The sequence below is a fragment of the Azospirillum oryzae genome (assembly GCF_900177515.1).
Lineage (GTDB): Bacteria > Pseudomonadota > Alphaproteobacteria > Azospirillales > Azospirillaceae > Azospirillum > Azospirillum oryzae_A.
The window spans coordinates 662,167-682,751 of the sequence record NZ_FXAK01000005.1 but is presented as its reverse complement, the minus strand read 5'-3'; the positions used below and the strand labels follow the sequence as shown (position 1 = coordinate 682,751).

The following is a 20,585-nucleotide window of genomic DNA, read 5'->3' as shown; positions in this document are numbered from 1 at the left end:
GTTACCGAAATAGGACCGTCACAGGAAGAAGACAAGCGTGGCCAGGCCCAGCAGTGGCACAAGAATGCCGAAGGACCAGGCCATATAGCCGAAGAAGCTGGGCATGGCGACGCCGCGTTCCTCCGCGATCGCCTTGACCATGAAGTTGGGGGCATTGCCAATATAGCTGTTGGCGCCCATGAAGACCGCACCGGCGGAAATCGCGGTCAGCGTCAGCGACAGGTCGGTCATCAGCGTGTGCGCATCGCCGCCCGCCGTGTTGAAGAAGATCAGGTAGGTCGGGGCGTTGTCGAGGAAGCTGGACAGGATGCCGGTCGCCCAGAAATAGGCGGCCGGGTTGGGCTTCCCGCCCTCGTTCACCGCGGAGATGATGGCTCCAAGCGCGCCGTCGGTGCCGGCCTTCAGGATGGCTATGGCCGGGATGATGGTCAGGAAGATGGCGGCGAACAGCTTCGCCACCTCCAGGATCGGACCCCAGCTGAAGCCGTTCAGGCGGCGGCTCTGCTTGCTGGTCAGGGTCAAAGACAGGCCGGTGATGCCCAGCAGCAGCAGGTTCGACACGATGGACTCCAGCGGCACCGTCACATGGTACAGCGTGACGCCGACGCCGGGATGCCAGACGCCGCTCAGCAGCACCGCCCCGATAATGGCGACCAGCAGCAGCAGGTTGACGCTGCCCTCGATGCGGATCGGCTCGCGCTCGTGAACGCCCTCGATCAGCGGGTGCTTGCCGGGGTCGCGGGTGTGCAGGACGAGATCCAGCACGAAATAGATCACCAGCAGCAGCCCCGACAGGAAGCACATCGGCGCCAGCAGATGGACCGTCGGCCAGAAGAAGTCGACCCCCTTCAGGAAGCCGAGGAACAGCGGCGGATCGCCCAGCGGCGTCAGCGAGCCGCCGACATTCGACACCAGGAAGATGAAGAAGACGATGGTGTGGACCTTGTGGCGCCGATGCTCGTTCGCCCGCAGCAGCGGACGGATCAGCAGCATCGAGGCGCCGGTGGTGCCCATCAGGCTCGCCAGCACCGTGCCCAGCGCCAGCCCGACCGTGTTGGCCGCCGGCGTCCCCACCAGCGACCCGGTCAGCCGCACGCCGCCCGCCACCGTGAACAGCGCGGTCAGCAGCACGATGAAGGGGATGTATTCCAGCAGGACCGTGTGCAGCAACTCGTAGGTCGCGAGGTCGACCCCGAAGGTGGCGGCGAAGGGCACCAGGAAGGCCAGCGCCCACACGGCCGAGATCTTGCCGAAATGATGGTGCCAGACCATCGGCGCCAGCAGCGGGAACAGCGCGATCGACAGCAGGATGCCGGCGAAGGGCACGACCCAGGCGGCACTCAGCAGCCGTCCGTCCAGATGCGGCACGCCGCCATGGGCAACCTCAGCAGCCACCTCCGCCGCCTGGACGCCGTGCGTGCCCAGCAGAACGCCGCCGACCGCGAGCGCCGCGCCGAGAACGGCCGGAAGAAGGGATGAACGGCGTTGGTGCGTGGGTGAATTGATCATCGGTCCGGATGGTAGGCTGACGAAAGGAACGGGAGTATGCGGATTGACGCAGCGTAAGCCAAGCCGGAAGGGGCGTTGACTGCACGAACTTTCGTAGGCGGGGGCCTGGGGCGGGGGGCGGGTACGGCCTATGGGCAGGCCCGCATCGCCACGGCTTGATCCTTCACCCCGGTCCAGCCCGACAGCGACCGGCAGTCCGCTCCCGCGCACAGCCGGTGCTCGCCGGTGAAGCCGGATGCCGCCAGCGTGACGCTGTCCTGCGGCGGCAGGCCGGGCGTCCAGACCATCCAGCCGTCGGCGGTCAGCCGGGCATCGGGACCGGGCTCCATCCCGGCGCCGGTGCCGCGGATGCGGGCCTCGGTCGGACGCAGCCGGCCGGCTTCGACCCTCCAGGCCTCCCGCCACTCGGTCTTCTCGATCGAGTGGGTCCAGGACAGGGTGAACTGCGTCCCCGGCAGCGACGCCAGCAGCGCGCCGCCGAGGGCGAACAGGCAGAGACCGGCCATGCCAGGCCGCGTCCTATGCCGGGGCGGCGGCCAGGACGCTGCGGCGGCGGTGCTGCCACAGCAGGAACAGGCCGGTCATGACGAAGGCGATCTCGTCGGTGACCGGTAGGGCGACCACGAACAGGAAGGCCGTCGCCGCGGCATAGATCCGGGCCGCGAACGGCAGGTTGGTCCAGAAGTAGCCGATGGTGGCCGCTCCCCACAGCGCGATGGCGACGCAGGCCTTCAGGAAGATGTAGGCGACCGCCAGCCAGCTTTCGGTCTGCAGCACCAGCGCCGGGTCGTAGACCGCCATGAAGGGCACGACATAGCCGGCCATGGCGATGCGGGTGGCGATGAAGCCGATCTTCATGTGCCCGACCCGCGCGATGGAGGATGCGGCCAGCGCCGCCAGCGCCACCGGCGGGGTCAAGTCGGCCATGATGCCGAAATAGAAGACGAACATGTGGCTGACGATCAGCGGCACGCCCATGGTCAGCAGCGCCGGGGCGGCGATGGATGCCGTGATGATGTAGTTGGCGGTGGTCGGCAGCCCGGTGCCGAGCACGATGCAGGTCACCATCGTCAGCACCAGCGCCGCAAGCAGGTTGCCGCCCGACAGGTTGACGATGGTGGTGGCGAAGCTGGAGGCCAGTCCGGTCAGCGTCATCATGCCGATCAGCACGCCGACCAGGGCGCAGGCGACGCCGACGCCGATGGCGTTCTTCGCGCCGTCGGCAACCGCGTTCACCACCAGCACCAGCGTCTCCCGTCCGCCCTTGAACAGCAGGCAGGGAACGACCAGCAGCCCGACGATGGCGAAGGCCAGATGCTCCGTCCGCAGCCCCATCCGCCACAGGCCGGCGGCGATCAGGCCGAGCAGGACCCAGAATCCGACGCGCAGCAGCGTCGGGCCGACGGCGGATACGACGGTCATGCCCAGAATCAGCGCGGCGGTGGCTGCGATACCGATCACGCCGGCGAACAGCGGCGTGAAGCCGGAGAACAGCAGATAGACCAGCGCCGCCAGCGGCAGGATCAGGTACCAGCCATCCTTCAGGGCCAGCAGCGCGCTCGGGCATTCCTCGCGCGGCAGACCGACCAGATTGCGCTTGCCGGCCTCCAGATGGACCATCCAGAAGGCGCTGCCGAAATAGAGGATGGCGGGAATGGCGGCGGCCAGTGCGACCTCGCTGTAGGGCACGCCGATGGTCTCCGCCATGATGAAGGCGGCGGCGCCCATCACCGGTGGCATCAGCTGCCCGCCCATGCTGGCCGTTGCCTCCACCGCGCCGGCGAAAGCTGGGCGATAGCCGAAGCGCATCATCAGCGGGATGGTGAACTGGCCGGTGGTCAGCACGTTGGCGACGCCCGACCCGTTGATCGTCCCCATGAAGCCGGAGGAGAAGACAGCCACCTTCGCCGGCCCGCCCTTGGAATGGCCGACGAGGCCGAGCGAGACGTCGTTGAACAGCTTGATCATCCCGGCCCGCTCCAGGAAGGCGCCGAACAGAATGAACAGGAAGATGTAGGTCGCCGACACGAAAGTCGGCGTGCCGTAGATGCCCTCAGTCGACAGGAACAGCGTGTCGATCACCTGATCGAAGCCATAGCCGCGATGGGCCAGTCCGAAGGGCAGCTCCCGTCCGAACAGGGCATAGGGGATGAACACGCCGCACAGGATCGGCAGGGCCAGCCCCATGATCCGGCGGGCCGCCTCGAACACCAGCGCGACGGCGATGGTGCCGACGATGATGTCGGTGCTGTTGGGATCGCCGGCCCGCAGGATCAGATCGCCCTCGAAGACGTAGTGATAGAGGCCGATGGCGAAGCCGGTCAGGCCGAGCAGCCAGTCATACCAGGGCACCCGCTTGCGCGCGGCGGTCTGGCGCGCGCCGAACAGGGTGAAGGTCATCAGCACCAGGAATCCGACATGGACCGACCGCACCACGGTGGTGGACAGCGGATTGAAGGCGGCGGTCCAGATCTGGAAGATCGAAAAGGCCACGGCGATCGCAAACACCGCCCGCCCGTCGAAGCCTTCGAAGGCCGCGACATGGGCGGGATTCTCCCGGTCGATCGCCTGGCGGACTTGTGCGTCCGCCTCATTGTTATGAGTATTCACGTCTGCGTTCCCCGCGGCCCGTCCCTTACATCAGCCCCTTTTCCTTGTAGAACTTGACGGCGCCGGGGTGGAACGGCACCGGCGACTGGGTGGCCGACTTGTCGAACTTGATCTGCTTGGCGGCGACATGGGCGGCGGCCAGCGCGTCCAGATTCTCGAACAGCGTCTTGGTCATCGCATAGGCCGCGTCGTCCGACACGCCGGAGTGGCTGACCAGCAGGTTGCGGACGGCGGCGGTCGGCACATCGGCGTCCTGGCCCGGATAGGTGCCGGCCGGGATCGTCTCGGTGATGTAGGCGGCGTCGCCGACCTTCTGCACCACGTCCGCCGGGATGCTGACGACGGTGATCTCCTGGGACGACGACAGATCCTTGATCGCCGCCACGCCGAGACCGGCTGAGATCAGCGTCGCGTCCAGCTGGCGGTTCTTGATGAGGTCGACCGATTCGCCGAAGGGCAGATATTCGGTCTTTGCGAAATCCTTGTAGGCCAGACCGGCCGCGTTGAAGATGGCGCGCGCGTTCAGCTCCGTCCCCGACTTCGGCGCGCCGACCGACACCCGCTTGCCCTTCAGGTCGGCCAGCGTCTTGATGCCCGACTCTTTGCTGGCGACCACCTGGATGTAGTTGGGATAGATCGCGGCGATGGTGCGCAGCTTGTCCAGCTTCTGCTTGAAGCCGACCTCCTCGTTGCCCTTCCAGGCATCGCTCAGCGAATCACCGAGCGTGAAGCCGATCTCGCCGCGGCCGGCCTGCAGCAGGTTCAGGTTCTCCACCGACGCCTTGGTCGCCTGCGCCGTCACCTTGGCCCCCGGCAGCGCCTTGCCGTACACGTTCGACAGCGCCACGCCGAGCGGATAGTAGACCCCGCTGGTGCCGCCGGTCAGAACGGTGATGAAGGTCTCCGCCTTGGCCGGCAGGGCGGCGAGTCCAAGGCTGACGCCAAGGCCGGCGGCCGTGCACAGGGCCAGAAGGTGACGCTTCACGGATGGGCGATTCATAGTGGCTCTCCCCGTTATCGTTGCTGCACCCGGATCGTTGCCGGGTGGATTCATTTGCACACCCATATGCATGGGCAGCCCCAACCCACTGTAACGCGCCACAAAATTGCGCGCCAGTACGTACAATCCGACATAAGGACCGTTCACATGCCATTCTTTCGGCCAAGGCATGCACAGGCTCCTTGACCTCGACGGCCAGACACCCCCTATCCTTGTGGCGGAAGACCGCCGGCCGAAGCGGACACCACCACGGCTCCGGCTCAAGGCGCGTCATACGACAGTCACAAGTCCCAACTGCACGCCAAACGACTGCAAGCCAGACTTCAGCCAGCGGGAGGAAAACCGATGTCCTGTACCGTATCGATGACCGTCAATGGCAAGACGGTCTCGCGCGAGGTGGAGGAGCGCACCCTGCTCGTCGCCTTCCTGCGCGAGCATCTCGGCCTGACGGGCACCCATGTCGGCTGCGACACCAGCCAGTGCGGCGCCTGCGTCGTCCATGTCGACGGCCGGTCGGTGAAGTCCTGCACCACGCTGGCCGTCCAGGCCAATGGGGCGGAGGTGACGACGATCGAAGGTCTGGCGGCGGCCGACGGCACGCTGCACCCGATGCAGGCCGCCTTCCGCGAGCATCACGGCCTGCAATGCGGCTTCTGCACGCCGGGCATGGTGATGAGCGCCGTCGATCTGGTCCGCGAGAACCCGAACCCGACCGAGGCCGAGATCCGCGAGGGGCTGGAGGGCAACATCTGCCGCTGCACCGGCTATCACAACATCGTCAAGGCGGTGAAGGCGGGTGCCGAGGCGATGGCGGGGGCGCAACCGGCGCCGGTCGCGGCCGAATAAGGGCGATAAGCCCAGCAAGAAGCAGGCATTTCCGCATCTTCAGCGTTCCTGTGGGAGGAAACACGAGATGGCGAACCCCAATGGCATCGGCGCCTCGGTGCGCCGGCGCGAAGACCAGCGCTTTCTGACCGGCCGCGGCAACTACACCGACGATTTCAAGCGCCCGAACATGACCCATGCGGTCCATGTGCGCTCCCCCTACGCCCATGCCCGAATCCTGGGCATCGACTTCGCCGACGCGGCGGCGATGCCGGGCGTGGTCGCCGTGCTGACCGGCGCCGACATGGAGGCCGACAAGGTTGGCAGTCTGCCCTGCGGCTGGCAAATCCATTCCAAGGACGGCTCGCCGATGAAGGAGCCGCCGCATTATCCGCTGGCGCGCGACCGCGTGCGCTATGTCGGCGACGCGGTGGCGGTGGTCATCGCCGAAACCCGCGAGCAGGCGCGCGACGCCGCCGAGATGGTGGTGGTCGATTACGAGGAACTGCCGGCGGTGGGCTCCTCCACCCGCGCCATCGACGGCGGCGCGCCGCTGGTCCATGACGATGCGCCGGACAATGTCTGCTACGACTGGCATCTGGGCGATCAGGCCGCGGTGGATGCCGCCTTCGCCAACGCGGCCCACGTCGCCAAGATCGATCTGGTCAACCAGCGTCTGGTCCCGAACGCCATGGAGCCGCGGGCGGCGATGGGCGAATACGACCAGTCCAGCGGCGAATACACCCTGACCACCACCAGCCAGAACCCGCACGTCACCCGCCTGCTGATGGGCGCCTTCGTGCTGGGCATTCCGGAGCACAAGCTGCGGGTGGTGGCGCCGGACGTCGGCGGTGGGTTCGGGTCGAAGATCTTCCATTACGGCGAGGAGGCCGTCGTCACCTGGGCGGCGCGCAAGGTCGGCCGGCCGGTGAAATGGACCGCCGACCGCTCCGAGAGCTTCCTGACCGACGCCCACGGCCGCGACCATGTCAGCCATGCCGAGCTGGCGATGGATGCCGACGGCAATTTCCTGGCACTGCGCGTCTCGACGCTGGCCAATCTCGGCGCCTATCTGTCGACCTTCGCGCCGTCGATCCCGACCTACCTCTACGCCACCCTGCTGGCCGGCCAGTACAAGACCCCGGCGATCTATGCCGAGGTGAAGGCGGTCTTCACCAACACCGCTCCCGTCGACGCCTATCGCGGCGCCGGCCGTCCGGAGGCCTGCTATCTGATCGAACGGCTGGTCGATGTCGCCGCCGGCGTGATGGGCATGGACAAGACCGAGATCCGCCGCCGGAACTTCGTGCCGAAGGAGGCGATGCCCTACCAGACGCCGGTGGCATTGCAATACGACACCGGCGACTTCGCCAAGAACCTGGACATCGCCCTGCCGCTGGTCGACTACCCCGGCTTCCAGCAGCGCCGCGCCGAATCGAAGGCGCGCGGCAAGCTGCGCGGCATCGGATTCGCCACCTACATCGAAGCCTGCGGCATTGCCCCCAGCAATGTCGCCGGTGCGCTCGGCGCTCGCGCAGGACTTTATGAATGCGCGGAAGTCCGTTTCCATCCAACGGGTTCGGTGACGGTCTTCACCGGATCTCACAGCCACGGCCAGGGCCATGAGACCACCTTCGCCCAGATCGTGGCGGAGCGGTTCGGCATCCCGATCGAGAATGTCGAGATCGTCCACGGCGACACCAACAAGATCCCCTTCGGCATGGGCACCTACGGCTCGCGCTCTCTCGCGGTCGGCGGCTCCGCCCTGGTGAAGGCGATGGACAAGGTGGAGCGCAAGGCGAAGAAGATCGCCGCCCACATGCTGGAGGCCGCCGAAACCGACATCGAGGTGAAGGACGGCCGCTTCACCGTCGCCGGCACCGACAAGAGCCTGGGCATCGGCGACATCGCCCTGCAGGCCTATGTCCCGCACAACTTCCCGCTCGACGAGTTGGAGCCGGGGCTGGACGAGCAGGCCTTCTACGATCCGAAGAACTTCACCTATCCCAACGGCTGCCATGTCTGCGAGGTGGAAATCGATCCCGACACCGGCGTCACCACCATCGTCAGCTTCGCCGCGGTGGACGATTTCGGCAACGTCATCAACCCGCTGATCGTCGAGGGGCAGGTGCATGGCGGCCTCGTCCAGGGCATCGGGCAGGCGTTGTACGAGAACTGCGTCTATGACGAGGAGTCGGGCCAGCTCGTCACCGGCTCCTACATGGACTATTGCATGCCGCGGGCGGACGATGTCCCATCCTTCACCGTGTGCTATCACGAGGACCAGCCCTGCACCCACAATCCGCTGGGTGTGAAGGGCTGCGGTGAGGCCGGGACCATCGGCGCCGCCGCCGCCGTGATGAACGCGGTGGTGGACGCGCTGTCGGACTATGGCGTCACCCACATGGACATGCCGGCGACACCGGAGAAGGTCTGGCGGACCATCCGCGACGCTGCCCCCGCCCCCACCCCGGCGATGGCGGCGGAATAAGACGGCCGAAGAAGAAGGAGGCTAAAGAATGTACGCGTTCACGTACCAACGGCCGACATCGCTTGCCGACGCGGCGGCCGCCATCCAGGCGGAAGAGGCCAAGCTGCTGGGCGGCGGGCAGACCCTGCTGCCGACGCTGAAACAGCGGCTCGCCCGCCCGACCGACCTGATCGACCTCGGCGCCATTCCGGAGCTGAAGGGCATCCGCGAGGCGGATGGCGGCCTGGAGATCGGCGCCTTCACCCGCCATGCGGAGGTCGCCCACTCCGACCTCGTCAAGCGGGTGATCCCGTCGCTTGCCAGCCTTGCAGAGGGCATCGGCGACCGGCAGGTCCGCAACATGGGCACGATAGGCGGCTCCATCGCCAACGCCGACCCGTCGGCTGACTATCCGTCGGCGGTGGTGGCGTTGAAGGCCACGGTCACCACCGACCGCCGCAGCATCGCCGGCGACGATTTCTTCACCGGCATGTTCGAAACCGCGCTGGAGCCGGGCGAGATCGTCAAGTCGGTGCGCTTCGCCCGACCGGACAAGGCGGCCTACGCCAAGTTCCGCAATCCGGCCAGCCGCTACGCCATCGTCGGCGTCTTCGTCGCCAAGTTCGGCGCCGAGGTGCGGGTGGCGGTGACCGGCGCCGCCGGTTCGGTCTTCCGCGCCGAGGCGTTCGAGACGGCGCTCTCCGCCGATTTCCGGGCGGAGGCGCTGAACGGCCTGTCTGTGGAGGCCGATGGCCTGAACGCCGACATCCACGCCAGCGCCGACTACCGCGCCCACCTCGTCACCGTGATGGCGAAGCGAGCGGTCGAAGCGGCGGGGTGATCTAACTCCCTCTCCCGCCCCGGGAGAGGGAAGGGGCCCGCCGCGAAGCGGTGGGAAGGGTGAGGGGTGATCCAAGGAACCACGCGGTCCGGGAGTCTTGCCTCACCCCTCACCCTCCCCACCTTCGGTGGGTCCCCTCCCTCTCCCGGGGCGGGAGAGGGCATTCGTTGTCCATCCCCAAGGCCGTCCATGACCACCCCCCTCCCCGCCTCCGTCGATGACACGCTGGCGCTTCTCACCCGCGGCTCCTACGTCGCCGACCGCTCACTGGCGACCGCGCTGTTCCTGGCGCTGAAGCTGAAGCGCCCGCTGTTCCTGGAGGGCGAGGCCGGCGTCGGCAAGACCGAGATCGCCAAGGTCCTGTCGGCGACGCTCGGCCGCAAGCTGCTGCGGCTGCAATGCTATGAAGGATTGGACGCCTCATCCGCCGTCTATGAGTGGAACTATGCCCGCCAGATGATGGAGATCCGGCTGGCCGAGGCGTCGGGCGGGCAGGACCGCGAATCACTCGCCTCCGACCTGTTTTCCGAACGCTTCCTGGTCAAGCGCCCGCTGCTCCAGGCTCTGGAGCCGGACCTCGCCGGGCCGCCGGTGCTGCTGATCGACGAGCTGGACCGCACCGACGAACCGTTCGAGGCTTATCTGCTGGAGATCCTGTCCGACTATCAGGTCTCGATCCCGGAATTCGGCACCGTCCATGCGCCGGAACCGCCCATCGTCATCCTCACCTCCAACCGCACCCGCGAGATCCACGATGCGCTGAAGCGGCGCTGCTTCTACCATTGGGTCGATTATCCCAACGCCGCGCGGGAGCGGGAGATCCTGTCGGTCAAGGCGCCGCAGGCCGACGCCCGGCTGGCCGCACAGGTGGTGGGCTTCGTCCAGACCCTGCGCGGCATGGACCTCTACAAGGCGCCGGGCGTGGCGGAGACGCTGGACTGGGCGCAGGCCCTGGTCGAACTGAACCAGCTGGAGCTTGAGCCCTCCGTCATCAACGACACGCTGGGCACGCTGCTGAAATACCAGGACGACATCGCCCGCATCCAGGGCAGCGAGGCGGCGCGCATCCTGACCCAGGTCAAGACCGAGCTGGCCGCCACCACCGCACGCTGAGGCCGCCATGACGGACGACGCGCCGGCCGGCCGCCTCACCCTCAACCTGATGCATTTCGCCCGCGCGCTGCGCGCCGCCGGCCTGCCGGTCGGGCCGGGCAAGGTGCTGCAGGCGGTCGAGGCGGTCGAGGCGGTCGGCCTGTCCAACCGCACCGACTTCTATTGGGCCCTGCACGCCATCTTCGTGAACCGCCACGACCAGAGCGAGCTGTTCGATCAGGCCTTCCACGTCTTCTGGCGCAACCCGGACATCCTGAAGAAGATGATGTCGCTGATGCTGCCGAAGGTGCGGACGGAGGCGCCCGACCAGCCGGAGATGGCCCAACGCCTTGCCGAGGCCCTGCATGGCAGCGGTGCCGAGCAGGAGGAGCCGGAGAAGACCGAGATCGAGGTCGACGCCTCCTTCACCGTGTCCGCCGCCGAACGGCTGCAGGACAAGGATTTCGAGAAGATGACGGGGGAGGAGATGGCGCAGGCCAAACGGCTGCTGGCCCGTCTCGCCCTGCCGCTGGCGGAGGTCACCACACGGCGTTACCGCCCCGACCCGATGGGGCCGCGCGTCGATCCGCGCGCCACGCTGCGGCGGATGCTGCGCACCGGCGGCGACCTGTCGGACCTTGCCCGCAAGCGCCGCCGCACCCGGCCGCCGCCGCTGGTGGTGCTGTGCGACATCTCCGGCTCGATGACCCGCTATTCGCGGATGCTGCTACATTTCATGCATGCGGTGACCAACGACCGCGATCGGGTTTACAGCTTCGTCTTCGGCACCCGGCTGACCAACATCACCCGCCATCTGCGGCACAAGGACGTGGACGTGGCGCTGGACGCCGTGTCGGGGGCGGTCGCCGACTGGTCGGGCGGCACGCGGATCGGCACTGCGCTGCACGCCTTCAACCGGACCTGGGCGCGCCGGGTGCTGGGCCAGGGCGCGGTCGTGCTTCTCATTACCGACGGGCTGGACAGGGATGCAGGGGAAGGGCTTGCGGCAGAGGCCGATCGGTTGCACAAAAGCTGTCGGCGGCTCGTCTGGCTGAATCCTTTGTTGCGCTGGGAAGGCTTCGCGCCGAAATCCTCGGGCATCCGGGCGCTGCTGCCGCATGTGGACGATTTTCTTGCGGCCCACAGCCTGAACAGCCTCGCGGATCTGGCCGGCGTCCTGTCGTCCGAGGGTCCGCGTCGTAGCCCGGGCTTGCGCCGCTGGTTGAAGGAGGCGGCGGGATGAACGACACCCTGATGGCGGACAACATCGTGGAGCAGGCTGCCGCATGGCGGGCCGCCGGCCGCAGGGTGGCCCTGGCGACCGTCGTGTCGACCTGGGGCTCCTCGCCGCGGCCTGTCGGCAGCCAGATGGCGGTCGACGACAGCGGCGCAATGGCCGGGTCCGTATCCGGCGGCTGCATCGAAAGCGCCGTTGCGCACGAGGCCGCCAAGTCGATGAAGGACGGCGAGCCGCGCCTGCTGTCCTTCGGCATCACCAACGAAATGGCCTGGGAAGTCGGGCTGGCCTGCGGCGGACAGGTGCAGGTCTATGTCGAGGCCGTGGAATGAAACGCGATATTCTTGACCGTCTGCTCGCGGCGAAGGCCGCCGCGATCCCGGCCGCCCTGGTGACCGACCTCAACACCGGCCTCCAGACCCTGGTTTACGAGGACACCGTCCATGGCGGTTTCGGGCTGGAGCCCGACCTGCTGGACGAGGTGCGCCGACGCATCCGCCAGGACCGCTCCGGCCTGCTGGTCGACCCGCAGGACGAGGACGGTTTCCGCCTGTTCGTGCATGTCCACAATCCGGCCATGCGGCTGCTGATCGTCGGCGCCGTGCACATCGCCCAGGCGCTGGCCCCGGTGGCGGCGCTGACCGGCTACGACGTGACGGTGATCGACCCGCGCGGCGCCTTCGCGACCGAGGCGCGCTTCCCCGGCGTCAAGCTGAACCATCTGTGGCCGGACGAGGCGCTGGCGGAGCTGAAGCCCGACGCCCGCACTGCCGTCGTCACCCTGACGCACGACCCGAAGCTGGACGACCCGGCGCTGGTGGCGGCGCTGCGCTCTCCCGCCTTCTATGTCGGCGCGCTGGGCAGCAAGCGCACCCACGCCCTGCGCCTGGACCGCCTGCGCGACGAGGGGCTGAGCGAGGCCGAGGTGAAGTGCATCCGCGGCCCGGTCGGCCTGTCGATCGGTGCGGTCACCCCGGCGGAGATCGCGATCTCGATCATGGGGCAGATCACCTGCGTGCGGCGGGGGGAGAACCATCCCTGTTGAGGGGAGTGGTTGCAGCGGGTGCCCCCACCTAGCCTCCCCCGCTGGGCGGGGGAGGGACTGCCGCAGCCTGTTCGAGCAAGCGCTTATCCCCTCCCCCGCCCAGCGGGGGAGGGTCAGGGTGGGGGCATCGCCAGTCGACACCTCGGCACCCCACACCTTCCGCCGATTGCCCATTTCCGTCCGGGCCGCCATATCCGTGGGCATACATCGTCCGTGCCCATCCGGAGCCCCCCATGTTCTTCGGCCCGCTTCCCCTGTCCGATGCCGAGGGCGCGATCCTCGCCCATTCGCTGCGCCTGAGCGGGCTCGCCTTCAAGAAGGGCCGCCGGCTTTCGGCCGATGACGTCGCCGCGCTGCGCGAGGCCGGCATTTCGGAGGTGATCGCTGCCAAGCTGTCGGACAGCGACATCGCCGAGGACGCCGCCGCCACCCGCATCGCCGCCGCCGTGGCGGGCGGCTCCGTCCAGATCGCCGCGGCCTTCACCGGGCGCGTCAACCTGTTCGCCGAGGCACACGGGCTTCTGCGCCTCGACCCCGCCTGCATCGACGCCATCAACGAAATCGACGAGAGCGTCACCATCGCCACCCTGCCCGACTTCGCCCCGGTCCAGCCCGGTCAGATGCTGGCGACCGTCAAGATCATCCCCTTCGCCGCCCCCGCCGCCGCGGTGGAGCAGGCCGAACAGCTCGCCGCCGACGGGCCGCCGCCGCTGGCCGTCCTGCCTTATCGGCCGCTGTCGGTGGCGCTGATCCAGACGCGGTTGCCGGGGGTGAAGGACAGCGTGCTCGACAAGACCGTCATGGTGACGCGGGAGCGGATCGAGGCGCTCGGCGGCACGCTGATTGATGAATCGCGCTGCGCCCATGACGAGGCGGCGCTGGCAGCGGAGATTGCGGCGATGCCGCCGGCCGACCTGCTGCTGATCGCCGGCGCGTCGGCCATCACCGACCGGCGCGACGTGCTGCCGGCGGCCATCGAGCGGGCCGGCGGCGTGGTGGAGCATTTCGGCATGCCGGTCGATCCCGGCAACCTGCTGCTGCTGGCCCGTCGCGACGGCAAACCGGTGCTGGGGCTGCCAGGCTGTGCGCGCTCACCCAAGCTGAACGGCTTCGACTGGGTGCTGCAGCGCATCGCCGCCGGCATTCCGCCGAGCCGGTCCGAGGTGATGCGGATGGGTGTCGGCGGGCTGCTGGCCGAGATTCCGACTAGGCCGCTGCCGCGTGCCGGCGTCTCGACCGAGACGCCCCGCGCGCCGCGCGTCACCGCCCTGGTGCTGGCCGCCGGCCGCTCCAGCCGCATGGGGCCGACCAACAAGCTGCTGGCGGAGGTCAACGGCGCGCCGCTGGTCGCCCGCGCGGTGGATGCGGCGCTGGCCTCGCAGGCGGCCAACGTCATCGTCGTCACCGGCCACCAGGGGGAAAGCGTGGCACGGGCGCTGGCCGACCGGCCCGTCACCTTCGTCCACAATCCGGCCTTCGCCGAGGGGCTGAGCAGTTCGCTGCGCGCCGGTCTGGCGGCGGTGCCCAGCGAATCCGATGCGGTGGTGGTGTGCCTGGGCGACATGCCGCGGGTGGCGTCCGCCGTGATCGACCGGCTGATCGCCGCCTACAGCCCGGTGGAGGGCCGCGCCATCTGCATTCCCACCACCCACGGCAAGCAGGGCAACCCGGTGCTGTGGGACCGCGCCTTCTTCACGGAGATGGCGGCGCTGACGGGGGACGCCGGGGCGAAGCGGCTGATCGGCCAGCATGCCGACCGGCTGTGCGAGGTGCCGGTGGACGACGCCGGCATCCTCTACGACGTCGACACCCCCGAGTTGCTGGCCCGCTTCACCGAGACGGCCGACGGCAGAAAGATTAGCGCGCCAGATCCAGCCAGCGCCGGGTCATCGCGCGGGTGAAGCGCTCCGCCACCGGCAGATGGGTGGCGATGGAATCCTCCAGACCGTGCAGCATCTCCGCGTTGCTTTCCCGCGCCTCCTCCCGAATGCGCGACGCCCAGCCGCGCAGGATGTCGCCGGTGGCCTCGGGGTGGAACTGGAAGGCGTAGGTGGCGCGGCCGAGGCGGAAGGCCTGACGGTCGCAAGCCGCGCTGTAGGCCAGCGGCACCGCGCCCTCGGGAAACTCGAAGGTGTCGTAGTGCCACTGGGCGAGGTTCAGCTCCGGACCGAACCCTTCAAGAAGCGGGTCGTCCTGCGCGCCGTCGGTCAGGCTGACGCGATGGATGCCCAGTTCCGGCGTGGTGTGGCGGTAGACCTTGGCGCCATAGGCGCGGGCCGCCAGCTGCGCCCCCAGGCAGATGCCCATCACCGGCCGGTCGGCGTCGGTGAAGTCGCGGATCGTCTCCATCACCCGGCCGAAATGCGGCCCCTTCTCGTCGTTCCAGGCATCCTGCGGACCGCCCAGCACGACGAGGCCGGCGTAACCGTCCTTGTCCGGGATTGCCTCCCCCTCGTTGGCGGCGACGGTGTGGAGGGTGGCGCCGTCGTCGGTCAGCGCATCGCCCACCAGACCGATGGGAGCGGTTCGGCTGTTCTGAACGACCAGGATGCGCATGGGTCTGCTCGGCTCGCGTCGTTGGCAATCTTGTCATCAAGTTGTGAGACCGTCGCAGGCGGAGTTCAAGCCGCAGCCGCTCCAGATCGCATGCTCCACGCCGCAAAGCCGCTATGCGTGGCAGGGCAAAGCTGATCTAGAATACGCGGGCATGCCACCGGAGGTCCGCTCTCCATGCTGTTCCGTTTCCGCCTGATCGCCGCGCCGCTGTTCGCCGTCATTCTGGGGGCCGCCCTGCCCGCCCTAGCACAGAATGGGGCACAAACCGGCACGCTGACCTTCCTGCACGTCAACGACGTGTACGAGATCGCGCCGGTGAAGGGACAGGGCGGGTTCGGGCCGCTGATGACCCTGCTGAAGCGCGAACGCGCGGCGGCCCCCGATGCGATCACCACCGTCGGCGGCGACTTCCTGTCGCCGTCGCTGCTGTCGGGCACCACGCGGGGCGCGCAGATGATCGCGCTGTTCAACGCCATCGGCGTCGACGCGGTGACCTTCGGCAACCATGAATTCGACTTCGGCCCCGATACGCTGAAACAGCGCATGGCCGAATCGAAATTTCCCTGGATCGGCAGCAATGTGCGGTCGGCGGACGGCTCTGCCTTCGCCGGCACGGTGCCGAGTTGGACCCGGACCATCGACGGCATCACCGTCGGCTTCCTCGGCCTGATCACCCCCGAAACCGCCCGCCTGTCCAGTGCCGGGCCGAGCCTCAGCTTCTCTCCGGTCCTGGAGACGGCGGCGGCAACGGTAAAGGATCTGCGGGCCAAGGGAGCCACGGTCGTGGTGGCGCTGACCCACCTGACCATCGCGGAGGACCGCGAGTTGGCGTCCAAGGTCAAGGGCATCGACCTGATCCTGGGCGGCCACGACCACGACCCGATCAGCTTCTACGAGGGCTCCACCCTGATCCTGAAGGCCGGACACGATGCGCAGTATCTCGGCGTCGTAAAGCTGGCGGTCGAGACCAAGGATGCCGGAAAGGGGCCGGCGACAACCACCGTGCCGACCGAATGGCGCTTCGTCACCACCGCCGGCGTCGCGCCCGATCCGTCGGTGGAGTCGGTGGTGGACGGCTATACCAAGCGGCTCGACAGCGATCTGGCCGCGGTGATCGGCACCACGACGACCGAACTGGACAGCCGCAAGGACGTGGTGCGCAGCCGCGAATCCAGCATGGGCAACCTGATCGCCGACGCCCTGCGCGACGCGTTGAAGGCCGATGTCGCCATCACCAACGGCGGCGGCATCCGCGCCGACGCGCTGCATCCCGCCGGCTCCACGCTGACCCGCAAGGACATCTTCGCCGAGTTGCCCTTCGGCAATGTCGGCGTGCTGGTGGAGATGTCCGGGCAGGATCTGATCTCCACCCTCGAACATGGCGTCGGCAAGGTGGAGGAGAAGGCCGGCCGCTTCCCCCAGGTCTCCGGGCTGACCATGACCTACGATCCCAAGGCGCCGGCCGGGCGGCGGGTGACGTCGGTGAATGTGGGCGGCAAGCCGCTGGACCCGCAGGCGACCTACCGCGTCGCCACCAACGATTACATGCTGAAGGGCGGCGACGGCTATGCCGCCTTCCCGCGCGCCAAAGTCATCGTCGACGCCTCGGGCGCGGTGTTGCTGGCGACCATCGTGATGAATTATGTCGAATCCAAGAAAACGGTCGCGCCCGCGGTGGAAGGTCGGATCGTGGCAAAATAACGCAGCGGCCGGGACATTATAGAGCCCGGAGGCGACACTCCGTTGCGCGCGGCCGGCAGTTCCCTTTAGGGTAACCCGTCCGCTCTACATCCGCGCCGAAGGCCGCACGCATGTCCGACACCCTGACCGCCCGCTCCAACGACTTCGCCCAGAGCTTCAACACCGCCCATGGCGAGGCGGGGCTGGGCCGGGTGTCGATCGCCCATATCCTGCAGCGCATCCAGTCCGACCCGAACTTCCTGTTCAGCGAGGAATTCCGCCAGGGCGCCGGCCAGTGCCCCTTCCATTCCGGCAAGGCCGAGGGGGCGCAGGCCGGCGCGGCCCCGATCCCGCAGGACGACGCCGACAAGGTTGCGGTCAACAGCCTGCTGGCCCTGCTGTTCAACCGCCTGCGCGACCACATCGCGGCAAAGCTGCCCTTCGATGCCGACGGCCGGCCGATGCTGCCGATCCCGCCGCGCTCTCCGCACGGGCTCGATCCGGCCGACCGCGCCGCCATGGCGGCGGCGGAGCCGGACGTCTTCTGCTCCGTCCTGCGCGACGCCACCTGCCACCTGCTGGACGGGCTGATCACCGGCTGGGCCGTCGATCTGGTGCACGAGGAGGAATATTTCCGCTCCCAGGGCTCCGGCGCAATTTCGCTGGAGGCGGCGGCGACCTTCGTCTTGCGCTCGCTGCTGGAGCATTCGCCGCTGTACCAGCGCGCCGGCTACGACATGCTGTCGATCACCAAGACCGGCAGCCACACCGCCATCCACATCTGCTGGGCGATGGTGGAGGCGGCGCCGCTGCTGGTGCCGGGGCGCGATGCCGCCTTCTACGACGACTTGGTCCACCGCAGCCTGAAGCAGATCGTGCCGCTGTCGATGGCCAGCCTGGGCATGCTGGTCCATTACATGGAGGAAAGCGGAATCGAGCCGGCCGACGGGCTGGCCGTGCACCGGCTGCCCAAGAACCAGACGGCTTTTGTGCTGGATGCCAACGGGCTGATCCGGCTGAACGCCGATCCCATCGTCACCTTCGCCAAGCCGGGCGAGCGCTATTACACCGGCTGCCCGGCCTTCTACACCACCAACCTGATCAAGCTGTATCTCGACATCGTCGCCGGGCTGGCGCTCGACTACGGCGTCTACGACCGCCTGCAGGAGGGCTGAGCCCGATGGCCCGCACCAACGACTTCGCCCTGACCTATGCCAGCGCGCATGAGGAGGCCGGGATGACCCGGATCAACCTCGCGCCCATCCTGCACCGCATCGCCGAGGAGCCGGACTATCTGCTCAGCGAGGAACTGCTGACGCTGGCCGGCCACTGCCCGGCCCATGCCGACACCCGCAAGGAGGATTTCGAGAAGGTCGCCATCAACACGCTGCTGGGATTCCTCTATGCCGACCTGCGGGAGCACATCATCGCCCGCATTCCGCTGGACGAATCCGGGCATCTGGTGCTGTCGACCCCGCCGGAGTCGCCGCACGGGCTGGACTTCGCCGATCCCGACGGCATGGCCGCCGCCGACCCTGACCGCATGGTCGGCTTCCTGCGCGATTCCGTCTGCCATCTGCTGGACGCCATCATCAAGGATTGGGCGATCAAGGTGATGGTGGAGGAGGACCGCTGCCGAACCGAAGGCACCATCACCGACATGGCCGCCGCCGGCTATGTGCTGGGGCGCGAATTGCAGAAGTCGGTGCTGCACGGGCCGTCCGGCTACGACATGCTGTCGATCACCAAGACCGGCAGCCACACCGCGCTGCATGTCTGCTGGAATCTGGTGGAGGCGGCGCCGCTGCTGCGTCCGGGGCTGGAGGCCGCCGCCTATGACGACCTCGCCCGCCGCAGCCTGAAACAGGTTCTGCCGCTCGCCATGGGTAGCCTGGGCATGCTGTGCCAGTTCATGGCGGCGGGCAGGATCGAGGCCGACGACCATCAGGCCATCCATCCGCTGCGCCCCGACCAGTCGGCCTTCCTCTATGATCCGGATAAGGACCTGATCGTCCTGAACACCGACCTGATCGAACCGACCGCGATGGCGGGGGAGCGTCATTACACCGGCTGCCCGGCCTTCTACGCCAACGGCCTGATCAACCTCTACATGGAAATCGTGCTGACGCTGGCGGCGCAGTACGGCATGTATGTGCGGCTGCAGGACAGGGTGGCTTGACGCTTCGATGTGATGGCGGTTCTTGACGGAACGTCTGTCATGCCTATGTTGGCGTTCCGTCAGAGTCGGAAGGTTTGAGTTGGCGAAGAAAAGCACCCTGCGGGCGGTCACCACCACCGCGTTGGCCGACGCGATCAAGCGCAGCCGCAGCCGCATGGCGACGCCGTGGCAGCGGGCGCTCGGCCATCTGGAAAGCGTGTTCATCGACCATGCCTGCTTCCGGCTGATCTATTCCAACACCTACCGCATCTCCCCCAACATGTACCGGGCGAGCCAGCCCTCGCCTTCGCACATTGCGATGGCGAAGCGCAACGGGGTGAAGACGATCCTGAACCTGCGCGGCTCGCGCGACTGCGCCTCCTACATCCTGGAGGCGGAGGCCTGCCGCGCCCATGGGCTGGAACTGGTCGATTTCCCGGTGAACTCCCGCGACATGCCGAAGAAGGAAACCCTTCTGAAGGCGCGCGAGCTGTTCAAGACCATGACCTATCCGGCGCTGATGCACTGCAAGTCGGGCGCCGACCGCGCCGGCTTCATGGCGACGCTGTACCTGTTCGCCCATGAAGGCCAGCCGCTCGAGCAGGCGATGAAGCAGCTGTCTTGGAAATACGGCCACTTCAAGCAGGCGAAGACCGGCATCCTCGACTACTTCTTCGAGCTGTACGCCGCCTACAACCAGAAGCGCCCGATCGCCTTCTGGGATTGGGTCGAGCGCGTCTATGACCCGGTGGAGGCCAAGGCGAGCTTCCGGTCGCGCGAATGGGCCGACACCGTGGTCGACCGGGTGCTGGGCCGCGAATAGCGCGGCCCATTCCCCTCTCAGCGGGCGACGTACCAGTCGGCGCGGTGGTTGAAGGCGACGAAGGCGTTCAGCACCGCCGCCCCCAGGATCGACGCCAGCAGCGCCGGCCACTCCAGCACGAAGGCGGCGGCCGAGAACACCGCCAGATCGAACAGCGCCTGCAGCCAGCCGGCGCGGAAGCCGGTCTTCTCCTGCAGGTAATAGGCGAGGATGCCGACACCGCCGCCGCTGGCACCGTGGCGGAAGAGCGCGATGACGCCGATTCCGACGCAGAAGCCGGCCAGCACCGCCGCCACATAGGGGTTGATGGCACTGAAACTCATCATCGTCGGCAGCAGGCCGGACAGCAGGGCGATGCCGGTCACCGCGACCAGCGACCTGATGGTGAAGCCCACGCCGATGCGGGCCAGCGCAAGGAAGTAGAAGGGCAGATTGACCAGGAAGAACAGAGGCCCGAAATCGACGCCCGTCGCGTAGGAAATTACGAAGGCCAACCCCGCCGCCTGCCCGGTGACCAGCCCGGCGGCATGGAGAATGGCAATTCCGAACGAGGTCATGACAACGCCGAACAGTTGACCTTGCAAATTGTCAAAGAGACTGTGTGCCGCGCGCGGACGCTCGTAAGTGACCGATGCAGGGGATGACGAAACAGTCGAGGCGGAATTGTTCGTCATGTCAGCTACTCCCCCGATGTCGCCTGTGTGTTTACACGCGAACACCAACATAGGTCATTTCTGCT

At 67.6% G+C, this 20,585-nt stretch carries 18 protein-coding genes; 12 read left to right on the top strand and 6 right to left on the bottom strand.

All coding sequences use genetic code 11. From position 1 onward, the window contains the following. Positions 1 to 18: 18 nt before the first annotated feature. The 4 genes from B9N97_RS11445 to B9N97_RS11430 all read right to left on the bottom strand — a co-directional run bounded on the left by B9N97_RS11445 (position 19) and on the right by B9N97_RS11430 (position 5,119). Positions 19 to 1,509: a sodium:proton antiporter gene (locus B9N97_RS11445; RefSeq protein ID WP_085086385.1), complete on the bottom strand. Its 1,491-nt coding sequence runs from the start codon at positions 1,507 to 1,509 to the stop codon at positions 19 to 21. 128 nt (positions 1,510 to 1,637) lie between these two features. Next, the gene (locus tag B9N97_RS11440; RefSeq protein ID WP_085086383.1) at positions 1,638 to 2,015 is read right to left on the bottom strand and encodes a DUF1850 domain-containing protein; all 378 of its coding nucleotides are present in this window, start codon (positions 2,013 to 2,015) and stop codon (positions 1,638 to 1,640) included. 13 nt (positions 2,016 to 2,028) lie between these two features. After that, positions 2,029 to 4,119 carry a TRAP transporter permease gene (locus B9N97_RS11435; protein WP_085086381.1) on the bottom strand — a complete coding sequence of 697 codons (2,091 nt, stop codon included), beginning with the start codon at positions 4,117 to 4,119 and terminating at the stop codon, positions 2,029 to 2,031. 25 nt (positions 4,120 to 4,144) lie between these two features. After that, on the bottom strand, positions 4,145 to 5,119 hold the full coding sequence (locus tag B9N97_RS11430) for a TAXI family TRAP transporter solute-binding subunit (RefSeq protein WP_085086379.1): 975 nt from the start codon (positions 5,117 to 5,119) through the stop codon (positions 4,145 to 4,147). Between the two features lie 345 nt (positions 5,120 to 5,464). Here B9N97_RS11430 and B9N97_RS11425 point away from each other — a divergent pair, with 345 nt between their 5' ends. From B9N97_RS11425 to B9N97_RS11390, 8 genes are all read left to right on the top strand, one after another. Then, entirely contained in the window at positions 5,465 to 5,965 is a 501-nt protein-coding gene (locus B9N97_RS11425; RefSeq protein ID WP_085086376.1) for a (2Fe-2S)-binding protein, read from the top strand. 67 nt (positions 5,966 to 6,032) lie between these two features. Then, positions 6,033 to 8,435: a xanthine dehydrogenase family protein molybdopterin-binding subunit gene (locus B9N97_RS11420; protein WP_085086374.1), complete on the top strand. Its 2,403-nt coding sequence runs from the start codon at positions 6,033 to 6,035 to the stop codon at positions 8,433 to 8,435. 28 nt (positions 8,436 to 8,463) lie between these two features. Further along, positions 8,464 to 9,255 (top strand): FAD binding domain-containing protein, encoded by a 792-nt coding sequence (locus B9N97_RS11415; RefSeq protein ID WP_085086372.1) that lies wholly within the window; start codon positions 8,464 to 8,466, stop codon positions 9,253 to 9,255. Between the two features lie 189 nt (positions 9,256 to 9,444). Next, complete coding sequence (locus B9N97_RS11410) at positions 9,445 to 10,368, top strand: AAA family ATPase (RefSeq protein WP_085086370.1); 924 nt, start codon at positions 9,445 to 9,447, stop codon at positions 10,366 to 10,368. 7 nt (positions 10,369 to 10,375) lie between these two features. Further along, positions 10,376 to 11,590, top strand: coding sequence for a vWA domain-containing protein (locus B9N97_RS11405; RefSeq protein WP_085086368.1), 1,215 nt, complete (start codon positions 10,376 to 10,378; stop codon positions 11,588 to 11,590). Then, the gene (locus tag B9N97_RS11400) at positions 11,587 to 11,916 is read left to right on the top strand and encodes an XdhC family protein (protein WP_167393273.1); all 330 of its coding nucleotides are present in this window, start codon (positions 11,587 to 11,589) and stop codon (positions 11,914 to 11,916) included. Before B9N97_RS11405 ends, B9N97_RS11400 begins: the two co-directional genes overlap by 4 nt. Continuing rightward, complete coding sequence (locus B9N97_RS11395; protein ID WP_085086366.1) at positions 11,913 to 12,629, top strand: XdhC family protein; 717 nt, start codon at positions 11,913 to 11,915, stop codon at positions 12,627 to 12,629. The genes B9N97_RS11400 and B9N97_RS11395 overlap by 4 nt, the downstream gene beginning before the upstream one ends. A gap of 233 nt (positions 12,630 to 12,862) precedes the next feature. Next, complete coding sequence (locus B9N97_RS11390; RefSeq protein ID WP_085086364.1) at positions 12,863 to 14,530, top strand: NTP transferase domain-containing protein; 1,668 nt, start codon at positions 12,863 to 12,865, stop codon at positions 14,528 to 14,530. On the opposite strand, the gene B9N97_RS11385 is transcribed toward B9N97_RS11390, so the two are convergent. Further along, positions 14,487 to 15,185, bottom strand: a complete 699-nt coding sequence (locus B9N97_RS11385) for a type 1 glutamine amidotransferase (RefSeq protein ID WP_085086362.1) — start codon at positions 15,183 to 15,185, stop codon at positions 14,487 to 14,489. The two genes, B9N97_RS11390 and B9N97_RS11385, sit on opposite strands and share 44 nt — an antisense overlap. A gap of 174 nt (positions 15,186 to 15,359) precedes the next feature. Here B9N97_RS11385 and B9N97_RS11380 point away from each other — a divergent pair, with 174 nt between their 5' ends. The 4 genes from B9N97_RS11380 to B9N97_RS11365 all read left to right on the top strand — a co-directional run bounded on the left by B9N97_RS11380 (position 15,360) and on the right by B9N97_RS11365 (position 19,846). Beyond that, positions 15,360 to 16,886, top strand: a complete 1,527-nt coding sequence (locus B9N97_RS11380; protein ID WP_085086360.1) for a bifunctional metallophosphatase/5'-nucleotidase — start codon at positions 15,360 to 15,362, stop codon at positions 16,884 to 16,886. Positions 16,887 to 16,996: 110 nt separating this feature from the next. Then, positions 16,997 to 18,040: a hypothetical protein gene (locus B9N97_RS11375; protein ID WP_085086358.1), complete on the top strand. Its 1,044-nt coding sequence runs from the start codon at positions 16,997 to 16,999 to the stop codon at positions 18,038 to 18,040. Positions 18,041 to 18,045: 5 nt separating this feature from the next. Next, positions 18,046 to 19,044, top strand: coding sequence for a hypothetical protein (locus B9N97_RS11370; RefSeq protein WP_085086356.1), 999 nt, complete (start codon positions 18,046 to 18,048; stop codon positions 19,042 to 19,044). A gap of 79 nt (positions 19,045 to 19,123) precedes the next feature. Further along, a complete protein-coding gene (locus tag B9N97_RS11365) occupies positions 19,124 to 19,846 on the top strand; it encodes a protein tyrosine phosphatase family protein (protein ID WP_085086354.1) in 723 nt (240 codons plus the stop codon). A 17-nt stretch (positions 19,847 to 19,863) separates the two neighbouring features. Here B9N97_RS11365 and B9N97_RS11360 read toward each other — a convergent pair whose 3' ends face one another. Then, positions 19,864 to 20,520, bottom strand: coding sequence for a YitT family protein (locus B9N97_RS11360; protein ID WP_085086352.1), 657 nt, complete (start codon positions 20,518 to 20,520; stop codon positions 19,864 to 19,866). Positions 20,521 to 20,585: the final 65 nt, after the last annotated feature.

Coding starts and splice junctions, on each gene's coding strand:
- B9N97_RS11440 (WP_085086383.1), bottom strand. CDS start 2,015: ATGGCCGGTCTCTGCCTGTTCGCCCTCGGCGGCGCGCTGCTGGCGTCG.
- B9N97_RS11430 (WP_085086379.1), bottom strand. CDS start 5,119: ATGAATCGCCCATCCGTGAAGCGTCACCTTCTGGCCCTGTGCACGGCC.
- B9N97_RS11415 (WP_085086372.1), top strand. CDS start 8,464: ATGTACGCGTTCACGTACCAACGGCCGACATCGCTTGCCGACGCGGCG.
- B9N97_RS11380 (WP_085086360.1), top strand. CDS start 15,360: ATGCTGTTCCGTTTCCGCCTGATCGCCGCGCCGCTGTTCGCCGTCATT.
- B9N97_RS11390 (WP_085086364.1), top strand. CDS start 12,863: ATGTTCTTCGGCCCGCTTCCCCTGTCCGATGCCGAGGGCGCGATCCTC.
- B9N97_RS11395 (WP_085086366.1), top strand. CDS start 11,913: ATGAAACGCGATATTCTTGACCGTCTGCTCGCGGCGAAGGCCGCCGCG.
- B9N97_RS11425 (WP_085086376.1), top strand. CDS start 5,465: ATGTCCTGTACCGTATCGATGACCGTCAATGGCAAGACGGTCTCGCGC.
- B9N97_RS11420 (WP_085086374.1), top strand. CDS start 6,033: ATGGCGAACCCCAATGGCATCGGCGCCTCGGTGCGCCGGCGCGAAGAC.
- B9N97_RS11400 (WP_167393273.1), top strand. CDS start 11,587: ATGAACGACACCCTGATGGCGGACAACATCGTGGAGCAGGCTGCCGCA.
- B9N97_RS11410 (WP_085086370.1), top strand. CDS start 9,445: ATGACCACCCCCCTCCCCGCCTCCGTCGATGACACGCTGGCGCTTCTC.
- B9N97_RS11405 (WP_085086368.1), top strand. CDS start 10,376: ATGACGGACGACGCGCCGGCCGGCCGCCTCACCCTCAACCTGATGCAT.
- B9N97_RS11375 (WP_085086358.1), top strand. CDS start 16,997: ATGTCCGACACCCTGACCGCCCGCTCCAACGACTTCGCCCAGAGCTTC.
- B9N97_RS11360 (WP_085086352.1), bottom strand. CDS start 20,520: ATGACGAACAATTCCGCCTCGACTGTTTCGTCATCCCCTGCATCGGTC.
- B9N97_RS11385 (WP_085086362.1), bottom strand. CDS start 15,185: ATGCGCATCCTGGTCGTTCAGAACAGCCGAACCGCTCCCATCGGTCTG.
- B9N97_RS11370 (WP_085086356.1), top strand. CDS start 18,046: ATGGCCCGCACCAACGACTTCGCCCTGACCTATGCCAGCGCGCATGAG.
- B9N97_RS11445 (WP_085086385.1), bottom strand. CDS start 1,509: ATGATCAATTCACCCACGCACCAACGCCGTTCATCCCTTCTTCCGGCC.